The following is a 22,007-nucleotide window of genomic DNA, read 5'->3' as shown; positions in this document are numbered from 1 at the left end:
TGGCCCGGCGCTCCACCCTTAACGGGCCCGGCTTAAGTGGCTCCCTTGTCATCCCTTGACGAGGTTCATCCATGCGACTTTCCCATCTTCTGGCGTCTACTCTTCTCGCAACGTCCCTTGCCACCCCTGCGCTCGCCGAAACGGCTGCGGGCGAAGGTGCTGCTGCCGCGAAGGCGCCTGCCTCCGATCCGGTGCGCAAGGAGATTGCCAAGCCGGCCGCAAAGGCCTTCAGCACCGGCGTTGCCAAGGGCCGCGACCTGCTCGATACCGCGATCTCGGCCAGCGTGATCGACGAGACCGATCTGCCCAAGTTGTCGGTAAGCTCGGTGGCAGGGATCATGCAGAACATTCCCGGCATCCGCGCCGAGACCAGCGATGTCGACGGCTTTTCGTCGATCACCGTGCGCGGTCTGCCGCTCTCGGCGGACGGGTCGAAGTTCCTGCAGTTGCAGGAAGACGGGCTTCCCGTGCTCGAATTTGGCGATCTCCACTTCGCTTCGGCTGATCAATTCCTCCGGGCCGACCTTTCGCTTTCGCAGGTCCAGGCAATCCGCGGGGGTTCGGCCTCTACCTTCGCATCGAACTCCCCGGGCGGCGTCGTCAATTTCATCTCGAAAACCGGTGAGACGGAGGGCGGCACCGTCCAGCTGTCGAGCGGCCTTGGCTATGATCTCAAGCGCGTTGATTTCGCCTATGGCAGCCCGCTCGGCGGCGGTTGGCGCTTCCACGTCGGCGGCTTCTATCGCGACGGCGAGGGTCCGCGCCGCATCGGCTACACCGGTTTCCGCGGCGGGCAGGTGAAACTCAACGTCACCAAGCAGTTCGAAGGCGGCTATATCCGCTTCTATGGCAAGTATCTCGATGATCGGCAGCCCAACTATTCGCTCTACCCGGTGCTGTTGACGGGTACCAACGACAAGCCGGTGGTGCAGGATCTTCCGGGCAACAGCGTGCAGGGCGATACCTATGAATCGCCCTACACCGCGCGCTATCCCGGGCTCGACGAACAGAACGCGCGCACCACGTACGACGGACGCACCGGTCTGCGCGGAATCAGCAAGTCGGTCGGCTTTGAAGTCCAGGACGATCTTGCCGGGTGGAGCGTGAGCAACCGCTTCCGCTACTCGGGGATCAGCGGCGAATACAATGAAACGATCCCGATGGTGACAGCGCCCGGCGCTGTGCTCGGCACGTTGCTTGGTGGTCCGGGGGCCGGCTTCACCTATGCCGCGGGTCCGGCGGCGGGACAGCCGTTCAACCCGGCCGCGCTGGCGGCGCTTTCGATCAAGATCGGGGCACGGCTCAACAAGATCGACAATGTCACCAACGACCTGCGCGCCAGCCACGTATGGCAGGCGGGCAGCGGCAAGCTGACCACGACGGCGGGGCTCTACCTCGCCTCGCAGACGGTCGACATGTACTGGAACTTTGCGAACACGCTCAACGACCTGTCCGGCGGCGGCCGCAACCTGCCGCTTGACCTCACCAGCGCGGGCGGCACGAAATTGAGCAATAACAGCATCTATGCCTATGGCTTCGGCTTCGGCGTGCCGGTTTCCGCGTACCACAACCACTATGATCTCGATTACAGGATCATGGCGCCCTACGGCTCGGTCAACTACCAGGTCGGCAAGCTCTCGGTCGGCGGCAGCCTGCGCTGGGACAAGGGCAAGGTTACCGGCAACATCTTTTCCGCCTCGCTGCAGGGCCAGGGCGTGGCCGCTGTCGACGTCGATGGCGACGGAACGGTGAGTGTAGCCGAGACCAAGGTGGCGATCCTGCCGCTGGGTCGGGCGGCCGTGGTCGATTATGATTATGACTACCTCTCGTACTCGGCCGGCGTGAACTACCGCTTTGCCGAAACCCTCTCCGCATTCGCGCGCTACAGCCGTGGCGGCCGTGCCAATGCCGAACGCATCCTCGGCGCCGGCTCGCTCAATACGGCCACCGGCAAGCTCTTTGATCCCTCGACCGCCTACACGCCGGTCAAGCAGGCCGAAGGCGGTATCAAGTATCGCCAGGGCGGTGTGACGGCCTATGTTACCGGCTTCTGGGCCTCGACCAGCGATCGCAATTACCAGATCGGCGCGGACAACAAAGGTCAGGTCATCGTCATCCCGATCGACCGGACCTACACCGCGAAGGGCGTCGAGTTCGAAGGCGAAGTGCGAAAGGGTCCCTTCGCGCTGACAGTCGGCGCGACCTGGGTCGACGCCAAGATCGGCAAGGACCGCACCGATTCCACGCTCGAGGGGAACCGGCCACGGCACATCCCGACGTTCTTCTGGCAGGCCCGTCCGCAATTCGAGTTGAATAAGGTGACCGTGGGCGCGGTGGTCAACGGCACCGCCGAGAGCTTTGCGCAGGACAGCAATATTCTCAAGCAGCCGGGCTATGTGCTGGTCAGCCCGTTCCTGCAGGTGCGGCCGACCGAGCGGCTGCAGGTTTCGGTCAATGCTTTCAACGTGTTCGACAAGCTGGCGATCGTCCAGCTCGCCTCGGCAGTCATCCCGGCAGGCGGGCTCACCAATGCGCAAGTCATGAACGGGCGCACCGTGACCGGTTCGATCCGTTTCTCGTTCTGATGCTTCCGGCCGTCCGTCCCTGATCCGGGGCGGACGGCCGGAGCTCCCGTCAATCAAGGAAATTGGGACCCGTGTTCGACCGTATGAGCATTCCCCGCCGTCTTGGTCTGTCGTTCATATCGCTCATCGCCACCGCTGCGGTGATGATGATCGTTTTCGGCGTGAGCCTCGCCATGGTGTCGAGCGTGACGGCGCGCAATACCGCCAGCCAGGATGTTCTCGCCGATGCGCTGACGCTGGAAACCGCGCTGCTGCGCCAGAACAGCCAGCTGCGCGGCTTTCTCGTCACAGCCGACGAGAGCTATCTGAAGTCCTATTACGAAGGGCGCGACGAATACGACAAGGCCTCCGCCGGGCTCGAGGCGCAGCTGACCGAGCCGGAGCTCAGGGACCTGCTGCTCAAGTCGCGCGCCGAAACGCTGAAGTGGCGGGCGAACTGGGGTGACAAGTATGTTGCCCTCGTGCGCTCGGGCCAGCGCGATGCCGCGCAAGATGCCATCCGCGCCGCTGGCAAGGCCGTGCTGGTCACCGATGCCGTCCTGCCGCTGCGCGCGATCAGGGACACCAAGATCAAGGCGATCAAGGAGGAGACCGCGCGGCAGGACTGGGCGATCACGTTTGCGTGGATCGCTCTCGTGCTGGGCGGCAGCGCGCTCATCGGCCTCGCTTTCCTCCTTGCGCGGCGGCTGTCAAACGCCATCGCGCAGCCGATCGGCGCGCTTACACAGACGATGTCGGCGCTGGCCGGCGGACGCAGCGATGCGCCGATCCCGGGCGCCGACCGCGCTGATGAACTGGGCGACATGGCCCGTGCCGTCATGGTGTTCCGCGATGCCGCGCTGGAGCGCGCCCGCGCGGTGGCGGATCGCGAGAAGGCCATGGCGCTGATCGGCGAACGGCTTGCCGCGGTGGCACAAGCCGATCTGTCCGTACGTATCGGGACAGTGCCGCCCGCTTTCCAGACCCTTGCCGACGACTTCAACGAGGCCATGGCGCGCCTGTGCGAAGCGATGGGGATCGTGCAGGACAGCATCGTCGCGATCAATCTGACCTCGAGCGAAATCCAGCAGGCGACCACCGATCTTGCCAGCCGCAGCGAGCAGCAGGCGGCCAGCCTGCAGGCGTCCTCCAGCGCGATGGACCACCTGACCACCCAGATAGAGAACTACGCCAAGATCGCCGCCAACGTGAGCGAATCCATGGTCGAGGCGCGCGGCGAGGCCGAAGGCGGTGGTCGGATTGTCGGCCGCGCGATCGAGGCGATGGACAATGTCGCGCGGGCCAGCACGGAGATTTCAGACATCACCGCGCTGATCGACGGGATCGCGTTCCAGACCAATCTCCTCGCGCTCAACGCCGGGGTCGAGGCGGCGCGTGCGGGCGAGGCGGGCAAGGGCTTTGCCGTCGTTGCATCCGAGGTGCGCGCGCTCGCTCTGCGGGCCACAGAGGCGGCTGGGGCGATCAAGCAGCGCGTTGCAGCGGTCACCAGCCATGTCGAATCCGGCGTGTCGCTGGTCAATGAAACGGGCGCCGCGCTCGAGGCGATCATTGGCCGTGTCAGCACGGTCACGGCCTCGATTTCGACCATTGCCAAGACTGCCAGCGAGCAGAGCGCCGACCTGCGCAAGATCAACCTCGCCATTGGCGCGATGGATCAGATGACCCAGCAGAATGCGGCAATGGTCGAGGAAACGAATGCAGCGACCAAGAACCTGACGCAGGAAGCCAATCAGCTGAGCCAGGCTTTCGCCAGCTTCACCATCGGGCGCGAGCGGCGCTCCGCTCCGGTGGCCCGCCTTGGGGCCGCTGTGCCGGTCCGCGTTGCGATTTCGCCGCCCCGTCCGAAGGTTGCTGCACCCGCTACACCCGCCGCTCCGCCGGTCAGCGGTGCGTTGGCGCTGGATGCGGATTGGGACGAATTCTGAATCAGGCTTCGGTGGGCAAGGTGGTCCAGCCCAGCGCGGGGATCGTGATCGACCGGCGTCCGGAAAGGTCGGTCCGGGCAACGATGATGTCGCGCTCTTCCATATAGCTTAGCAGGCGCCGCGCGCGGCCAAGCGAGCTGGTGCCATAGACGAGCGCGAGCTCCTGATCGCTCGGGCAGGGGCGGTTCTCGCTCGCGGCGCGGGCGATCAGCAGGAAGGCGCCGAGCATGTCGTCCGGCACCTTGCGGCCGGCTTCCAGCGCCGGTGCCCACGCCTCGTCCAGCCCCTCGAAAATGCCCGCGCGCGCTGCCGCCAGCCGCCGCGTGAAGCCTGCGAGGTCCAGCGGCGCCTGGCGAAGGCCCAACATCCGGCAGCGGACCTGAAAGTCCTGAAACAGCACGGAAGTCGTCTTGCCCGCCGCGTCCTCGTCGGTTGCGATTGCGCGCAGCGCTGATGCCATGACCGGCTCGGGATCGACCGGCTCGGCGGGCTCCTCGATCACCGGCTCGAGCGGCAGGCGGGCGAGCTCTTCGAGCACGATGGCAGCCGGCTGTGGACGCGGCAGCGGGACCGGCGCCGGCATGACCGTGTCCTCCAGGCCGCCGAGCAGAAACTCGCGCATGTCCGGCGCAGGCGCCTGGGGCAGGGGAACCAGCACCGGGCTGCTGCTGCGCGCCGAGGTTTCGACCGGCCCGATCTTCAGCATCACCGGCCGCCGGGCGATGGCCGGACCCAGGCCGAGGAACGTCCCGCGCGCCAGATCGCGGATGGTTTCGGCCTGCCGCCGCTCCATGCCGAGCAGATCCGCCGCGCGCGCCATGTCGATATCGAGGAACGTGCGCCCCATCAGAAAATTGCTCGCCTCGGCCGCGACATTCTTGGACAGTTTGGCGAGGCGCTGTGTCGCGATGATCCCGGCAAGGCCGCGCTTGCGCCCGCGCGACATCAGGTTGGTCATCGCGCCCAGCGAGGCGCGGCGCACCTCCTCGCTCACTTCCGCGCCGGCGGATGGCGCGAAGATCTGTGCTTCGTCGACCACCACCAGCGCCGGGAACCAGTGTTCGCGCGGGGCATCGAACAGGCCCATGAGGAACGCTGCGGCGCAGCGCATCTGCCCTTCCATCTCAAGCCCCTCGAGGCTGAGGACGACCGACGTGCGATGCTCGCGGCACCGGCGGGCGAAGTGGGTGATCTCGGCGACGGAGTAGTCGATCGCCTCGATCGCGACATGGCCGTAAGGGCCCGAAAGCGTGACGAAATCGCCCTCGGGATCGATGATGATCTGTTGCACCTGCCCGGCGCTGCGCTCCAGCAGCCGGCGCAGAAGGTGCGACTTGCCCGAGCCAGAGTTGCCCTGGACGAGAAGCCGCGTCGCCAGCAGTTCCTCGAGGTCGATCAGCGCCGGCGCCCCGGTGCTTTCGAATCCCATGTCAACCTTGAGTGTCATCCCCCGGCGCATGGCCCGGTTGCGCCGCGCGGGGCAAGCCCTGCGCGGCGGCTTATGCGACCAAATCCCCAGCCTGCGATCAGGGCATGGCAGGGATCAGCGTCAGGCCGGTCTTGCGCCCGTCGATCCAGCGCACCGCCTTGCCGTCGAGGAACGCGTTCTCCTCGGCGCGGAAGTCTACGCGCTGGCCATCCCATTCGGGCACGGCATGATAGGTCGTCAGCTCGATCGACCAGGCCGTGTTCGCGCGGATCGGCGCGGCTCCGCGCGGATCGGGGTTCTGGTTGTCCCAGAAGCCGATGGACGGGCCCGCGCCGTGGCCGTGAAAGCCGATCGGGTGCGAATAGATCGAGGGTTCGAGCCCGGCCGAGAGGGCGGCTGTCCGCGCGCGGGCCAGCGCCTCGTTGCCACTGCGCCCCGCCGCAAACTGGCTGAGGAGGATATCCTGCAGCCGGTTGGTGGCAGCAAGGCCCTGCCGCAGGCCAGCCGGCGCCTCGGTCTCGCCGGGCTTCAGCACATAGGCAAGGTGCTGCATGTCAGTGTTGAGCCTGAGATAGGTGATGCCGAAATCGGTCCAGAGGAGGTCGCCCGGCCGGATCACCTCGGCCCCTTCGAGCATCCCCTTCGCGCCCTTGCGCTGAATGCCGACCGAGGGGTGGAACCAGGTGTCGAGGCCCAGTTCGAGCAATCTGTCGCGGTACCACCACTGCACCTGCTCGGCGGTCGTCACGCCGGGGGTGATCACCTTGCGCGAGAACGCCTCGCCGATCACCGCGTGGGCGGTGCGCGCGATCATCGGATAGAGCGCCATTTCGGCGGGTGTGCGTGTCTCCAGCCAGCGGATCGCGAGGCCCTCGCCGCTCACGATACGCGGGCGCAGCGTGGCCGGCAGCGCGGCCATGAACTTGTCGTACTGGCTGACCGTCATCCCGTCGGCAAACTGGTGCAGATCGCTGGTGTTGACCGCGATCTTCGCGGGGTTTTTCGCCGCGATGATGTCTGCCGCCGCCTGCCACTGGTCAGGCTGCTTGTCGGGATCCCACGCCGCCGTGAACAGCCCGCCGAGACCGTAGCGGCTGACGGTCAGCCGCTCGACCGGCTTGCCCGCGCCCGGATCGTGGAAGATCAGGATCGTCCGCCGCCGCGCATGCATGTTCTCCGCGTCGAGCATCGTCGCCACCACCGGCTCCTCGAAATATTCGCGCGCCACCAGCAGCCACAGGTCGATGCCTTCGGCGCGCATGATCGCCGGGATCACCGTGTCGAGCCGCTCGGCGAGGAGGCGGTTCTCCGTCTCTGCCCGCTCGCGTGCGGAGAGCAGCGGCGGCACCGTCGGGGCTGCTACCTCCGCCTCGCTCATCCCGATCGGGGCGGGAATAGGGGCAGGGGAAGAGGCCGCCGAGGCCGCCAGCGGGAAAAGGGCAAGTGCAAGGCTTGCGGTGAATGCCGTGGTTTTGATCATCGGGCCCTGTCGTTTGCAGTTATGGCGCGACAGTGGCGCTTCACCGTCCGGGGATCAAGCGGCGGTGCGCCGGGGTTTGTATTGCAGGGCAAGAGCAGGCAAACAGACCTTGTACGGGAGAGAGGGAACACGTGAGCAGCAAGGTCAGTCTCGGTCAGGCGCTGCGGCGCGCGGTGCATCTGCGCGGCGCGGGGGTTGCCGTCATCGATGGTGCCAGGTCGTTCACCTGGTGTGCGTTCGCCGACCGGGTTGCCCGCCTTGCCGGGGCCTTTGCCGCGCTTGGGCTCGGTGAGGGCGGGCGCGTCGTGCTGCTGTCACTCAACAGTCACCGCTCGCTCGAATGCTTCTTCGCCGCGATCCATGCGGGCGGTGCGATCACCCCGCTCAACCACCGGCTGGCGCTGGGCGAGCTGTGCGATCAGGTGGCTGATGCCAGGCCCGACGTGATCGTGCTCGGCGATGATTTTGCCAGCTATCGCGGCGATCTGCTGGCCGCTGCCGGGGGCAAGGCTGCCCTCGTCCACGCGGGTGAAGGCCATGCCGGGGAGGGCATGCACTCGCTCGACGCGCTGATTGCCGAGACCGAGCCGCTGCCGGATCGCGGCCGTGGGGGCGACGACCTTGCCATCCTGATGTACACCAGCGGCACGACCAGCGCGGCCAAGGGCGTCATGCTCAGCCATGCCAATCTCGTCGCCAACACCGCGAACACCTATGGCGAACTGGGGTTCGGGCCGGACATTGTCCATCTCCATCACGGCCCGCTGTTCCACGTCGCCGCCGCGGCCCGCGTCTTTTCGGTGACCCACGCCGCTGGCACGCACGTGCTGCTGCCGCGCTTTGTTGCCGGCGAAGTCCTGGCCGAGATCGCCCGGACCGGCGTGACCCATGCGACCTTTGTCCCCACGATGCTGCGCGCGATGCTCGATGATCCGGCTCTTGCGAGCACCGATCTCTCCTCGCTGCGCATCCTGTCCTACGGCTCCGCCCCGATGCCCGAGGCGCTGCTCAGGGAAGTCATGGCTGCCCTGCCGAAGGTGGGCATTCTCCAGTCCTATGGCATGACCGAACTGTCGCCGGTGGTGACGATCCTGAATTGCCGGGATCACTTGCCCGAAAACCACGGCAGCGGCCTGCTGCGATCGGCGGGGCGCCCGGTCCTCCTGTCCGAAGTGGCGGTGGTCGATGTTGCAGACCGCCCGCTCCCGGTGGGCGAGGCGGGCGAGATCGTCGCGCGCGGGCCGAACGTGATGCTGGGGTACTGGAACCGCCCCGACCTCACCGCCGAGGTGCTGCGCGGCGGCTGGATGCACACGGGCGACATCGGCTATTTCGATGATCGCGGCTATCTCTACGTAGTCGACCGCCTGAAGGACATGATCATCTCAGGCGGCGAGAACGTCTATTCGCTTGAAGTCGAAAACGTGCTGACCGCGCATCCGGCGGTCTCGCAATGCGCGGTGTTCGGCCGTCCGCATGATCACTGGGGCGAGGCGGTCCACGCCGTGGTCACGCTCAAGGCGGGGATTGCGGCCACCGAGGCCGAACTCATTGCCCACTGCCGGGCCCATCTGGCGCACTACAAGTGCCCGCGCACGCTCGAGATCCGCGACCGTCCCATGCCGCTCAGCGGGGCCAACAAGATCTGGAAGGCCAGGCTCAGGGAAGAACTCCTCAGCTCCGGTCACTAGGTCCTTGCTTCAGCCCCAAAAGTAGGAGTTGCCGCCCGGCCTGCGCTGCGTCAGCTTCGGCGCAAGAACAGGGGGGAAGAGGCATGCCAAGGTCCATGGTCGATCCATACGTCTATGTCGTGATCGTCAGCGCCCTCGCGCTCCTCGCCTACTACTTCACGCTGCTCATGGCAGGGCTGGCGCGGGGGCGTTTCAAGATCCCGGTGCCCTCGCACAGCGGGCCTGAGGAATACGAACGCTATGTCCGCGCGCACCAGAACACGCTGGAACATCTGGTGCTGTTCCTGCCGGGGATGTGGCTCTTCGCCTATGTGGTGAGCCCCTATTGGGCCGCCGGGATCGGCGCGATCTGGCCGTTCATGCGGGTGCTTTATGCGCGCGGCTATCACCGGGCGGCGGAGAAGCGGCTGATCCCGCTCTATATCTCGATGCCGCCGATCTACACGTTTGTGCTCGGCTCGCTGATCGGCGGGATCGTGCGCGTGATGCAGGGAGCCTGAGGCCATGGCAACGGACTATGATCTGGTAATCCGGGGCGGCACCATCGCCGATGGCAGCGGCGGCGATCTGATCGAGGGCGATCTGGCCATCGCGGGCGGGCGCATTGCCGCTATCGGCGCGTTCAGCGGGCGCGGCGCGGAGGAAATCGACGCCAAGGGCCGGATCGTCACCCCCGGCTTCATCGACGTCCACACGCACTACGATGGCCAGTGCATCTGGGCCGAGGAACTCTCGCCGTCCTCCGCGCACGGGGTGACGGCGGCGGTGATGGGCAATTGCGGCGTCGGCTTCGCACCGTGCCGCAAGGCCGATCACGATATGCTGATCAACGTGATGGAAGGCGTGGAGGACATCCCCGGCGTGGTGATGACCGAGGGGCTTTCGTGGGACTGGGAAACCTTCCCCGAATACCTCGACAAGGTCGCCGCCCAGAAGCGCGATATCGACGTGGCCGCCTATCTCCCGCACTCGCCCTTGCGCGTCTATGCGATGGGCGCGCGCGGCGCGGCGCGTGAGGCTGCCACGGAGGACGACCTTGCCCTGATGCGCCGCCTCACGGCCGATGCCATGCGCGCCGGGGCCATCGGCTTTGCCACCTCGCGCCTCTCGATCCACAAGACCGCAGATGGCGGCGCGATCCCCACCTTCGATGCCGATATTGCCGAGCTTGAGGCGATCACGCGCGGCATGGGCGATGTGGGCGCGGGCACGTTTCAGGTCGTGCTCGATGCCTTTGTCGGCTGGGACAAGGAATACCGCGTGATCGAACGGGTGATTGCTGCCAGTGGCCGCCCCGCCACCTTCACGCTCGCCTCGGGCAACGATGCGCCGCCGCGCTGGCGCCGCGTGCTCGAAAAGCTGGAGGCGACCAATGCGGCGGGCGGCACGGCCCACGCACAGGTCATGCCGCGCCCCATCGGCCTGATCGCCGGGCTGGAGCTGACGGTGCACCCCTTCGTGCTCTGCCCGAGCTGGAGCAGAATCGCGCACCTTTCGATCCCCGAACAAGTCGCCGCGATGCGCGATCCTGCGCTGCGGGAGGCGCTGCTCAGCGAAGACTTCGCCCCCGGCCACCCGTTCAACGCGCTCGCGCGCAACTGGCGCTGGCTGTTCCCGCTCGACAACCCGCCTGACTATGCGCCGCCTGCGCACCTCAGCATGGAGGGCCAGGCCGCCGCGCGCGGGTGCACGCCGCAGGAAGTGGCCTACGACCGCCTGCTCGAAACCGAAGGGCGCGGCCTGTTCCTCGCCGCGCTCGGCAACTACGAGAACGCCTCGCTCGCCAGCGCGCACGAGATGCTGAAGCACCCTTATTGCGTCCCCGGCCTTGGCGATGGCGGCGCGCATTATGGTGCGATCTGCGATGCGAGCTATTCGACTTACCTGCTCACCCAATTCGTGAAGGGGGAGGGGCCGCTGAAGCTCGATCTGGCCGAAGCCGTCCACATGCTCAGCCGCAAGGCCGCGCGCGCCGTTGGCCTCCATGATCGCGGCCTTCTGGCAGTGGGCGAACGGGCCGACCTCAACGTGATCGACTTGGACGGCCTCTCGCTCCACCTCCCCGAAGTGGTGCGCGATCTCCCCGCCGGCGGCCGCCGCCTCCACCAGCGCGCGAGCGGCTATGAAGCGACGGTGGTTGCGGGCGAAGTGATCCGCCGCTTCGATCAATCGACCGGTGCGCGGCCCGGGAAGCTGATCCGGGGGGGCGGGTACCGGATCAACTAGAAGATCGAGGTACCCATCCCGCCATCGACCACCAGCGATTGCCCGGTGACGAAGCTGGCCTGCGCGCTGCACAGCATCGCGACCATCGCGCCGAGGTCTTCGGCATCGCCGAAGCGTCCGGCGGGGATGCGCGCGGCTTTCACGAAGGCGGCGACTTCCTCGTCATAGGTGCGGCCATTCTTCGCCGCGCGCGGGTTCATCATGTCTTCGATGCCGGGGGTGTGGTGCATCCCCGGCAGCACCGAGTTTACCGTCACGCCGTGGCGCGCCAGTTCCTTGGAGATCGCGTGGCAATAGTTGGCGAGCGCCGCGCGCGGCGGGCCGGAGAGGACGCGCATGGCGGCAGGGTATTTCGCCGCGCCCGTGCTGATATTGACGATCCGCCCCCAGCGCCGCGCCATCATGGGGCTGCTGAACGCCTTGATATAGTCGATGGGGCTGAGCAGCGCGGTCGTCACCGCCTTCTCGAACGCCTCGCGCGAGACGTCGCGGAAATCGCCGGTGAAGGGGGGCGGGGCGCAGGTCGCGACGAAGATATCTGGATCGGGGCAGGCGGCGAGGATGGCTTCGCGGCCCGCGTCGCTCGCATGATCGGCGATGATCGGGTGGACTTTCGCGCCCGTCTCGGCCGCGATGGCAGCGCAGGTCGCTTCCAGCCGCTCGGTCCCGCGTGCCGAGATGAACACTTCGGTGCCTTCGCGCGCAAGTGCCAGCGCCGCCCCGCGCCCCATGCCCGCGCTGCCGCCGTTCACTAGCGCCTTGCGGCCCGCAATTCCCAGATCCATCGTCCGCGTCCCTCACTTGCTTGCAGGTTCTGGCATCCCGCGCCCCGCACCGCGCGTAAACTGGCGATTGTGGGAACTCAGTTGAGGCGGCTGGCGATGATCCGGCCGATGGGGTCGTTCCTGAGGCTCCGCTGCGCGGCCACCATGCGGCGCGCGGGTGCGACGCTTGTCTCGGGCACGATGCCCTTGAGGAAGTCTGGCCCGATCCGCGAGGTATATCCCGCCTTGGGCGCGGACGCGGGTGCGGAGGCCGGCACGGTCAGGCGTTCGTTCGGTCCCAAGGCTTTTGGCGGCTTGCGGTTGTAGATGAAGCCCTCGACCGGCCAATGCGTGGTGCCGAGCCCGCCGAGCGGGGCATACCACACGCGCACTTCGCTCCAGTCGTTCGCCGGGGAGACGTCGACCGCGCGCACGTTGTCTTCCAGGTGGCCGCGCCGTCCGTCGATGGGGGACCAGTTGGCGTGGCGCAGCAGCACGGTGCGCGAATCGATGATCCGGCTGACCGCGGCGACATGGCCGAGCACCATCGCGCCGTGCGGGCGGAAGGCCATGACCGCGCCGACCCGGGGCTGCGTGCCGCGCGCATAGCGGCCAGCGGCCTGATCCCACCAGGTATGCGCATCGCCAAAAAGCTGGATGCCCGAGACCTCACGGGCATAAGGCACGCACTGGATATAGGGGAGGGGTGCCTCGGCGTCCGCGTCGTCGCTTGTCTGTGCCGCAGGCACTGGGGCGAGCGGACGCGCTGCGGCTGGTACCGAAAGGGCTGCGAGCAGGCCTGTGACGACGAGGCGGAGGGCAAGGGATGACATGCCCGCAAGTATCTCAATCTATAGTAAATGCGGGCTTTTGGGCCCCCTTACCAATATTACCGAGCGCTCGTCTGCGGGGCCTCACCCTGCATCACCTTGATAGTTGACGAACCAGTCTGCGCCGGTGCCAAATCCGGAAAAGTTCCCACTCCACAAGGAGTTCGGAGCGGTATCAGGCGAAAGGAATGGCGTGATGGATGATAGGCTGGCCTTCGAGGATATCCGTTACGACCGGCCGGCGGCGCGTGTCGCCCGCATCACGCTGGCCCGTCCGGATAAGCACAATGCGCAGGGTCTGCGCATGCTTTACGAGATCAACGACGCGCTCGACATCGCGATGGAAGACGACGATGTGAACGTCGTGATCGTCGCGGCCGACGGCAAGAACTTTTCGTCCGGTCACGATCTTTCCGATCGCTCGCGCATCGGCGACTTGCGCCTGCCCGTCCTCGGCTTTGGCGGTTATCGTCATCCCGGGCCGCAGGGCCACATGTCGCGCGAGCAGGAAGTCTACCTCGGCTTCTGCTGGCGCTGGCGCAACTTGCCCAAGCCGATCATCGTCGCGGTGCAGGGGAAGGCCATCGCCGGCGGGCTCATGCTGATCTGGCCGTTCGACCTCATCATTGCCGCCGACGACGCCGAGTTTTCCGACCCCGTCGTCGCGTTCGGCATGAACGGCCACGAATTCTTCGTCCACGCCTTCGAGCTTGGCCACCGCAAGGCGAAGCAGATGCTGTTGACGGGCGAGCCGATCCGCGCCGAGGAAGCCAAGGCGCTCGGCATGGTCAACGAAGTCGTGCCCCGCGCCGAACTGGAGGGCTTTACCCTTGCCATGGCTGAAAAGATCGCCTCGCGCCCCGCGATCGGGCTCAAGACCGCGAAGATGAGCGTGAACCAGTCGATGGACGCGCAGGGCCTGTGGAACGCGATCCAGTCCGCGTTCAATCTCCACCAGTTCGGCCACGCCAACAACTATGCGCTGCACGGACAGTTGGTTGATCCGGCGGGGCTGGAGACAATCAGGCGCGAGGCGCGGGCGAGCCGGAAGGACGAGGCCTAGCCCGCCCGACATGCCGCTTTTCGGAGCCTGCCGCCGCCTTGTCATCCGGCATCGGGGACAACCGCCACCGCCGCGCCCGATATGGCTTGGCGAAGCGCGCGGATAGGGCGAAGGTGGGGCCGTGACCGGATCGACGATGCAGAAGCGCATGCTCAGCGCGATGAGGCCCTCAGGGCTGGGTGAAGAGCCTGCCCGATGGCAGCAGCAGAAAAGCGCGCGCACGCGCCAGCGGCTCGTTGAGGCGGCTATCGATTGCCTTGTCGAAGGGGGCTATTCGCGCCTCACCACGCTTGCCGTGGCTGAGCGTACCCGCGTCTCGCGCGGGGCAATGCACCACCATTTCCCGACGCGGATGGACCTTGTAGCTGCCGTTGTCGAACATGTGTTCTACGGGCGTATGCGCTTGTTTCTGGAGGACTATCTTTCGAGCCTCGCAAGCGGCTCCGAAGCCGAGATGCTGGAGATCGCGGCGGCCGCACACTGGCGCAGCGTGCACACCCGCGAATACGCGGCCTATCTCGAACTTGCGGTCGCCTCCCGCACCGATCAGGAACTCGATCAGTTCTTCGGTCCCGTCGCACGCCGGTATGACGAGGTGTGGATCGCCGAGATGATCGAATCGTTCCCCCAGTGGCGCGACCAGTGGGAGCAGATGAAACTGGCCAGCGATCTCGTCAGCGTGATGCACATGGGGCTGCTGCTCCAGCAGCCGATCTATGGCGAAGCGCGGGCCCGGCGTCTGCACACCTTGACCGAGGATGTGCTGCGCCTGATCTACGCCGGCAAGGTCCGCTCCTGATTGCCGGCGCGTCCGCCCGGCCGTTTGCCCCGGCCTGGGGCGGCGCACTCAGCCCTTCCGGGGCATCGGCGATCCATGCGGCTCCACCCGGAATGAACGGATCAGCGTGCGGTCGAACAGCTTTTCCTCGTCCTCGGTGATCAGCTGCCGCGTCGCAGGTTCGGCCATCGCGGCAAAGCATTCGGCCATCGCCTGCTCGTCGGGAAACTCGATTTCCATCACCACGTCGAAATCGTGGTCCATGTCGGTGCCGTCGAGCGGGTGGAGGTGCTTGCGCTCATAGCGGGTCGCCCAGGGCCCAAGCACTGTCTCGCCGATCAGCCGGTGGTTCGTCTCGTAGTAGGCGATGAAATCAGCCTTGCTCATGCCCGGGCGGCGCTTCAGCAGGGTAAGAACGGTCACGGTCATCGCGGTGCGCCTTTCTTGCGGTATCGGCATTCCGGTATCGTCTTCATGGTGCCGATCGGGCCACTCCTGAAAATGCTGGTTTCAGACGCAGCACCGCCGGCCAGACGCTATCCCGCGGCTCCTCACACCGCACCCGCGTCGTACAAAAGGAAAGGCGGGCCGATCCCCCTTTCGAGGGATCGACCCGCCATCCTTTCTGGCTTTCCCGGTTCGTCAGATGATGAAGTCGGGGATGGTGCCGGTGATCGTGTGGCTCACCTCGAACACCACGTCCGAACCGGACTGGAAGCCAGACTGGTTGTTGGTATCGACTACCACGAAGGCGTGGTTGATAGTGGTATCGTTGATAATCACCACCTTGCCGGCGTTCGAATTGCCCGCCGCCGTCAGGCCGACCGCAGTGGCCAGTGTCGCATCGGAAGTGATCGCACCGCTTGCCGTCACGACCGTGTAGGCATCATGCGCCTGCGCTCCGACCGCACCGAGGCTTGCGCCAAAGCGCACGGTGTCGGTGCCGAGGGTAAGGTCGACGAAGGTGTCGCGGCCCGCGTAGCTCTGCGAGTCCGAGAGCGCCGTGAACACGAACACATCCGCACCGACCCCGCCGCGGAGCGTGTCACTGCCCGCACCGCCGGTCTCCGTGTCGTTGCCGCCACCACCGTCGATCCGGTCGTTACCCGCACCACCAACAATGGTGTTGTTGACGAACGAGCCGGTGATCGTGTCGCTTCCGGCCGTACCGGTGATCTGGGCGATGCCGGACAGGTTCGTGGCAGAGAAGTTCAGCGTGCTTCCAGATGCGGTTCCACCCGTGATCGTGACGTTGGAGAAGCCACCGCCCGAGATGGTCTCGATGCTGTTGGCCGTGCCGAAGCCCGAAGCGAGTGTGATCACGACATTGTTTGCGGTGGCCTGGATCGTATCAGCTCCCGCGCCGCCGTTGATCGTGTCAGTGCCGGCGTTGGCATTGACGATGAAGGTGTCATCGCCGTCACCGCCATTGAGGGTATCGTTGCCGTTGCCCCCGTTGATGACGTCGTTGCCGGCATTGCCGTTGATCGTGTCGCTGCCGTCAAGACCGTGGATCACGTCCGCCCCGGCGGAGCCGGACAGCGTGTTGTTGCCCACGGTGCCGACAAGGGCATCCTGCGAAGAGATGACCTGCTTCGTGCCGAAGGCATCGGTGTAGCTCACCACGTCGCGGACCAGCCTGGTCTGCGTGAACGACAGCGCCGTGCTCAGCGATGCGCCGTTGCCGATCAGCAGCACGTTGTTCCAGGTAGTGCCGCCATCGTTCGAGCTCTGCCACTGGTGGCTCAGCGTCAGAGCGCCCACGACATCCGGATCGGCCAGCGTGCTGTTCGCGGTGACGGTACCGTCCTGCGCGATGAACAGGTTGGTCCCGGCCGTGATCGAAAGCGTGACCGAACCGGTTGCCGCCTCGTCCACGTTGTTGACGGTGACAGCAAGCGCCTGCTGACCCGAAATCCCGCCATCGCTTGCCTGCACGATCACGTCGTAGACGTTGTTCGTGCCCACGTCGGTCGGAGCCTCGAAGTTCGGCGCTGCGACGAAGGTGAGGGCACCGGTCTGGGCGTTGATCGCGAACTTTGCAGCATCGGCACCGCCAATGATCGAATAGGTCACTGGACCGCTCACGGCAGCGTCAGAGGCATGCACGGTCGTCACCGCCGTGGTGTTCTCGTCAATCGTGACGGTTCCGGTCGCCTTGCCGCCATTGGAGTCGATAAGCGGCAACAGATTGTTGGCAGTGACCGTCATGTCGGCGAACTGGAACTTCGCGACGTTGACGACGAGGTCGGTGCCGTCCTGTGCCGCCAGCTCGCCCGTTCCGACAACCTTGAACGCAACCGCACCGTTATACTTCACGCGGCTGATCTGATAGTCGTCACGGTTGCCCGTGTAGACCACCGTGTCGGTCCCGCCGATGGTGTCGGCACCGCCGGCAGCAAGGCGGCTGTTGTTGCCCAGCACCAGATCCTTGAACTGATCGGAGCGCAGCATTTCGGTGAAGTGCTTGTCGAACTGCGCGCCGGAAAGGGCATTGGCCGCATCGATCACACCGCTATTATCGATCGTTTCCGACCACAGCACGCGGTGCGAGGCGCCGTCGTAGCGGGCATCTTCGAGCTGCTGGTCTGCGGTCAGCCCCTGGTTGTCGTTGTTGTGGGTATAGCCGGAATTGTACTTGCCGATCAGCGAGTCGAGCCGGATCGAGCCGCCGACGATCACGTCGTCGCCAGCGCCGCCGACCAGGGTGTCAGCACCCGAGCCGCCGACGATCCAGTTGTTGCCGGCGTCGCCGGTCAGCGCATCGCCGCCCTTCGAACCGATCACACCCTCGATCTGTGCCGTCGCTACCTGCGCGATGTTGCCGTTGGGCGCGGCAAGCGGGTTGGTCTGGTTGTTCAGATCGAACGGAACCCCGCCCTTGCGAACAGCGTTGTCGCTGAAGTCGACAAGGTCGAAACCGATCGTGCCGGGCTTGTCACCCTCGTCCGTGGTGCCGTTGCCGCCGAGCACTTCGTCGGTGCCGATACCGGTGGCCTGGGTGCTGTCACCCGGGCGAAGGATATCGTCGCCTGCACCGCCGAACAGCTGGTCGGAGTCCGCGCCGCCAACCAGGAGGTCGTTGCCGTTGTCGCCGTAGAGGATGTCCTGCCCGCTGCCGCCATCGACATAGTCGTTGCCGTCGCCGGCATGGGTGAAGGGATCGGTGTCCTGATCGCCATAGACCTGGTCGTCGCCCGAACCGGCCGAGAGCTTGTCGATGCCGATGCCGCCATGGAGGACGTCATTGCCGTTGCCGCCGATGATCTGGTCGGAACCGTTGATGTCCGAGCCGCTCGATTCGCCGTAGAGCATGTCGTCGCCCGAACCGCCGTCGATCAGGTCGGGGTTGTCGCCGCCGTAGATCTTGTCGGCGCCGGTGCCGCCATAGAGACGGTCGATGCCAAAACCGCCATAGAGCGTGTCGTTGCCGCCATCGCCGTAGATCGTGTCGTCACCGGCAAGGCCGTAGAGCAGGTCGTTGCCGGCAGTGCCCGCGATCACCTCGTTGGAATCGGCGCCCGAATTCGGCGTGCCGTCGAGGTTGACGCCGTCGTTGAGCACCTGGTGCATCGCCGAGAACGCCACGTCGTCGAACAGGTTGTGCCCGCCGTTGATGCCGCCGATCAGGTCGACCGTCAGCTTCCAGCCTTCGTGCGCCGCATCGATCACACCGGAGTCGATGGTGACCTTCTGCCACGAACCATCACCGGTCGTGGTCACTTCCTCCGTGGCGAGACCGACCTTGTTGGTTCCGTCCGGGCTCACCAGCGAGAGGATGACATAGGCCGTGCCGATCGCGGCATCGACGCGGTCGCCGACATTGACGGTCAGCGTGTAGTGGTCGCCCTTGACCGCGGCGTAGGCCAGCTGCTGGCTGATCGTCGCGCCGTCGGAGAGGTCGGCCACGGGGCCGCCACCATGGCCCTGCACGGCCGAGACCGCCGGGTCGAGCGTGACGACCTGTGCATTGCCCTGTGTGGTCCAGCCCTGGAAGCCGACGTTGAACTTGGCCGACATGACCGCCGGGCGGTCGAACACCTTGCCATCCTCGAGGCGGGTGTCCTGGATGTACTGCACACCCTTGATGGTCACCGTGTGCCCGTCGTTGGCATTGTTACGGCCGCCGTTCGAATAGATGCCGATCGTGCCGTTCGCGACGTTGGCCATGTCGCCATACTTGTGCTCGTTGCCGGTGGTCTGCGCTTCCTGGCCGGGCGCCACGACTTCCTTGGTCGCCCCGAGATCAACGTACTTGTCGGAATAGCCGAAGATGTTGCCGTTGAGGTGGGTGAGGCCGGTGTTGCGCTCGACCAGATCCTTGAGCTGCCCGTTGGCGACTTCCTCGCCGAACTGCTGCCCGGCCAGACGGTAGAGGTAGTAGAAGCGGTCGCCGTCCATCAGCGATTCGATCTGGTCGACGAAGATCTTGTCGAAGGTCTCGCCCAGCAGGCCGCCCGGCTGGTGCACTTCGGCGAGGCCGCCAAGCCACGCATCGATGTGCTTATAGCCGCTGTCGCCGCCGTCGAGGAAGGCGTTCGCCTGGTCGACGGTCATGCCCATCGCCTCAACGTCGCCTTCGTTGATCGAGCCATCGGCAAGGCCGACGATCGCCTGCGCCTTGGCCAGATCGCCGTCGAGCGAATAGGCCGCGATGAAGTTCGCCAGCGAGGAGGGGTGCTGCATGTTCTGGCCGAAATCGGTCCAGCTGACATAGGCCTGCAGGCCCATGGTGGTGCGCAGCGTGTTGAGATCGGGCAGGCCGATGTCACGGCCACGCGCGATGTTGATCGCGGCGAGGTCGAGCGGCTGGCCGAGCAGGCCCTGGTTGAGCGCCGGGGTTACGAATTCGTCGATCTCGTTGGCCTGCTGGTGGGTCATGCCCAGCAGGATCGAGGACGGACCGGTGCCAGCATACTTCTCAGGCGAAAGGAACGCCTGCTCAAGAGCATAGCCCATGATCTTGCCGGTGAGGCCCTTGGTCGGATCGATCGTGTCGATCGTCTCACGCAGCTGCGAGTGGCCGAAGCGGAAGGCGCCCTGCGCGTATTCCAGCGTGACGGCGGCGTTCTTTTCGGACGAGTAGCCGACGAACTCCTGGATGTTCGGCGAGACGTTGCGGGCATACTGGTCGACCGCGGAGTGCTGGTACTCCATTTCCACGATCAGCTTCACGCCGGCAAAGACCTTGTCGGTGTTCCACGCGATGTCGCCGTTCTGGGTGATGAAGTCGCCCGCGGCATTCGTGTGGCCGGTGTCGATCTGGTAGCTGTGGAGGTTGGTGAGGTCGCCTGAAGTCACTGCATCCCGGTGGAGCGCATCGAGCAGGTTCTGGACCTGGAAGTTGTGCTCTTCATGGAAGATGTGGTGGATCGAGGTGAGGCCGAAGTTCTCGTTCACGCGGCCGTCGCCGGCGATGTAGTGGTCACCCACCGAGGCAAGCAGGATCTGGCTCACCGCATCGTGCACGCCGGTGATGTCCTGGTGCGTGATCGTATCGGTCGTCTTGATGCTGAAGTTCGAGAAATCGACGAAGGGATAGAGCGCGTTGGCGCCCGAGAGCACCGGCTGCGGGCCGGGCAGGCCCGAAAGCGTCAGCGTGCCGTTGACGATGCCGAACGATACACCGGGGCCGAAGAGCGCCTTGACCTTGGCATCGAGCGTGGCGATCGCGGCATCGACCTGTGCGGCCTGCGCGGTCGTGCCGTAGGTGGCCTCGCCTGCATCCTTCACGCCGTTGGCGTTCTTGTCGTAGAAGCCGTGGAGATGGCCGACGTCGAAGCGCGGGTTCATGTCGAGCAGCAGCGAGCTGCCGCTGGTGCCCGCAATCACATGGCCCTGCGCGTCACGGTTGCGCAGGTTCGATACGTCTTCCCAGCTCAGATCGTCGCGGCCCGTAGCGACGACATGCGCGCGCAGTTCCGCCAGCGTGGGCAGCGTTTCGTGGGTCAGCGTGCCGTCGGGCTTGGTCCAGGCGGTTTCGAGGGTTTGGCCGTCGAGCAGGTTCATGCCGGCGTGGTACTGGCCGCTGACCGGATCGCGCACCCATTCGCGCAGGAGGTTGGTCAACCCGTCGTGCGAACCGTAGGTCTGGCTCTGGTCGATGTAGGGCGAGGTGTGGTCGACATACTGCGAGCCGTTCGCATCGACCGTCTGGACCGTCGCGCGGTTGATCGTGATCTCGTGAACCGGGCGGCCGTCCGGGCCGGTCATGCCGTAGAGCGGATCATCCGCGGCCAGCGCGATCTTGATCGTCGCGCCCGAGCTCTTGTCGATGAAGTCAAGGCCGTGGTCGAAGAACTGGCCGAACAGCACGAAGAAGCCGTTCGAAGGCGACACGCCCGGATTGAGTGTGCCAATGAAGTGATCGTCCTGGCCAGCCGAAGCATTAAGGCGAGCCTGCGAATCGACCTGGCCTTCGCCGCCGTTGGCAACGGTATCGAGCACGCCCCAGTTGGTGACTGCGGCAACACCGTTGGCATCGTAGTAGATCTCGCTCGGCGTATGGGCGCCAGCGCCCAGCTCGCTCTGATGGTTCGCCCAGATGTCATAGGTCACGCCGCCGGTCGTGGTCAGCAAGCTGATCATGCGCGGCGTGTAGTCGACGATGTTGTTGATCTGGATCTGCGTGCCGTCAGTCGCGACATGGTTGCCGGTCGCGCTGGCCGTAACCGAATAGTCCGTGCTGTTGGCGCCGTTCAGGTTGAAGCCGCCGTTGGCGACGCCGTTGCTGTAGCTCTTCCAGTAGGTCTTGGCGGCGGCAAACGCATTGGCGTCGGTGCCGGTGAGCGCGGTCAGATAGTTGCCGTAGCTGGCGGCGTAGCGCGCGAAGTTCTGATCGACCGCGCCCCAGGTCGACTGGTCACCCACCAGGTTGTTGTGCAGGCCGCTGACATAGCGCGTGCCGGTAAGATCGGTCGGCGTGTCATAGGACGTGCCGTAAGCTGCCTGCGCCTGCGCGGCAGAAAGGCCGGTGCCATCCCAGATCTGCTGGCCATAACCATCGAAGATCGGGCCGGTGCCGTCCCATGCGATGATTGCGTTGCCCGTCGCATCGAACAGCGGCCGGAAGTTCACCTGTGCAGTGATGAAGTCGATGTCGGAGCCGTTGATCATGAACGGCTTGAGAAACGGATTAAGCATGGTCGATCACCCCGATTGTCCCGCCCAATTCAGGCAAGGTTTTGTAACAAGCGGACTGCTACCCGTGATGGAGATCCGATAAATCCGTGTAAC

13 protein-coding genes are annotated in these 22,007 nt (G+C 65.6%); 7 read left to right on the top strand and 6 right to left on the bottom strand.

The window, feature by feature from the left end; genetic code table 11:
* The first annotated feature begins 71 nt into the window (after nt 1-71).
* Complete coding sequence (locus tag AQZ52_RS13915) at nt 72-2,585, top strand: TonB-dependent siderophore receptor (protein ID WP_067911898.1); 2,514 nt, start codon at nt 72-74, stop codon at nt 2,583-2,585.
* Between the two features lie 71 nt (nt 2,586-2,656).
* The gene (locus tag AQZ52_RS13910) at nt 2,657-4,510 is read left to right on the top strand and encodes a methyl-accepting chemotaxis protein (protein WP_156424937.1); all 1,854 of its coding nucleotides are present in this window, start codon (nt 2,657-2,659) and stop codon (nt 4,508-4,510) included.
* A 1-nt stretch (nt 4,511) separates the two neighbouring features.
* Here the strand turns inward: AQZ52_RS13910 and AQZ52_RS13905 are convergent, their stop codons facing one another.
* Both AQZ52_RS13905 and AQZ52_RS13900 read right to left on the bottom strand, forming a co-directional pair.
* Nucleotides 4,512-5,957 (bottom strand): helicase HerA domain-containing protein, encoded by a 1,446-nt coding sequence (locus AQZ52_RS13905; RefSeq protein WP_067911892.1) that lies wholly within the window; start codon nt 5,955-5,957, stop codon nt 4,512-4,514.
* Between the two features lie 79 nt (nt 5,958-6,036).
* Complete coding sequence (locus AQZ52_RS13900) at nt 6,037-7,419, bottom strand: M24 family metallopeptidase (protein ID WP_067911890.1); 1,383 nt, start codon at nt 7,417-7,419, stop codon at nt 6,037-6,039.
* A gap of 131 nt (nt 7,420-7,550) precedes the next feature.
* Between AQZ52_RS13900 and AQZ52_RS13895 the strand changes: the two genes are divergently transcribed.
* The 3 genes from AQZ52_RS13895 to AQZ52_RS13885 all read left to right on the top strand — a co-directional run bounded on the left by AQZ52_RS13895 (nt 7,551) and on the right by AQZ52_RS13885 (nt 11,336).
* Nucleotides 7,551-9,110 carry an acyl-CoA synthetase gene (locus tag AQZ52_RS13895; protein ID WP_205626479.1) on the top strand — a complete coding sequence of 520 codons (1,560 nt, stop codon included), beginning with the start codon at nt 7,551-7,553 and terminating at the stop codon, nt 9,108-9,110.
* Between the two features lie 83 nt (nt 9,111-9,193).
* Nucleotides 9,194-9,610 (top strand): MAPEG family protein, encoded by a 417-nt coding sequence (locus tag AQZ52_RS13890; protein WP_082697973.1) that lies wholly within the window; start codon nt 9,194-9,196, stop codon nt 9,608-9,610.
* Nucleotides 9,611-9,614: 4 nt separating this feature from the next.
* Complete coding sequence (locus AQZ52_RS13885; protein ID WP_067911885.1) at nt 9,615-11,336, top strand: N-acyl-D-amino-acid deacylase family protein; 1,722 nt, start codon at nt 9,615-9,617, stop codon at nt 11,334-11,336.
* Here the strand turns inward: AQZ52_RS13885 and AQZ52_RS13880 are convergent.
* Both AQZ52_RS13880 and AQZ52_RS13875 read right to left on the bottom strand, forming a co-directional pair.
* A complete protein-coding gene (locus AQZ52_RS13880) occupies nt 11,333-12,121 on the bottom strand; it encodes an SDR family oxidoreductase (protein ID WP_067911882.1) in 789 nt (262 codons plus the stop codon). The two genes, AQZ52_RS13885 and AQZ52_RS13880, sit on opposite strands and share 4 nt — an antisense overlap.
* Nucleotides 12,122-12,198: 77 nt before the next feature.
* Nucleotides 12,199-12,933 (bottom strand): CHAP domain-containing protein, encoded by a 735-nt coding sequence (locus tag AQZ52_RS13875; RefSeq protein WP_082697971.1) that lies wholly within the window; start codon nt 12,931-12,933, stop codon nt 12,199-12,201.
* Nucleotides 12,934-13,126: 193 nt separating this feature from the next.
* Here AQZ52_RS13875 and AQZ52_RS13870 point away from each other — a divergent pair, with 193 nt between their 5' ends.
* Nucleotides 13,127-13,993, top strand: a complete 867-nt coding sequence (locus tag AQZ52_RS13870) for an enoyl-CoA hydratase (RefSeq protein ID WP_067911879.1) — start codon at nt 13,127-13,129, stop codon at nt 13,991-13,993.
* A gap of 121 nt (nt 13,994-14,114) precedes the next feature.
* Nucleotides 14,115-14,792: a TetR/AcrR family transcriptional regulator gene (locus AQZ52_RS13865; protein ID WP_067911877.1), complete on the top strand. Its 678-nt coding sequence runs from the start codon at nt 14,115-14,117 to the stop codon at nt 14,790-14,792.
* Nucleotides 14,793-14,840: 48 nt separating this feature from the next.
* Here the strand turns inward: AQZ52_RS13865 and AQZ52_RS13860 are convergent, their stop codons facing one another.
* Nucleotides 14,841-15,200, bottom strand: a complete 360-nt coding sequence (locus AQZ52_RS13860) for an EthD domain-containing protein (RefSeq protein ID WP_067911875.1) — start codon at nt 15,198-15,200, stop codon at nt 14,841-14,843.
* Between the two features lie 213 nt (nt 15,201-15,413).
* Entirely contained in the window at nt 15,414-21,914 is a 6,501-nt protein-coding gene (locus tag AQZ52_RS13855) for a peroxidase family protein (RefSeq protein WP_067911872.1), read from the bottom strand.
* Nucleotides 21,915-22,007 lie beyond the last annotated feature (93 nt).

Source organism: Novosphingobium fuchskuhlense (assembly GCF_001519075.1).
In the GTDB taxonomy this organism is placed as follows: Bacteria; Pseudomonadota; Alphaproteobacteria; order Sphingomonadales; family Sphingomonadaceae; genus Novosphingobium; species Novosphingobium fuchskuhlense.
This window is presented reverse-complemented; position numbering and strand designations above follow the sequence as displayed.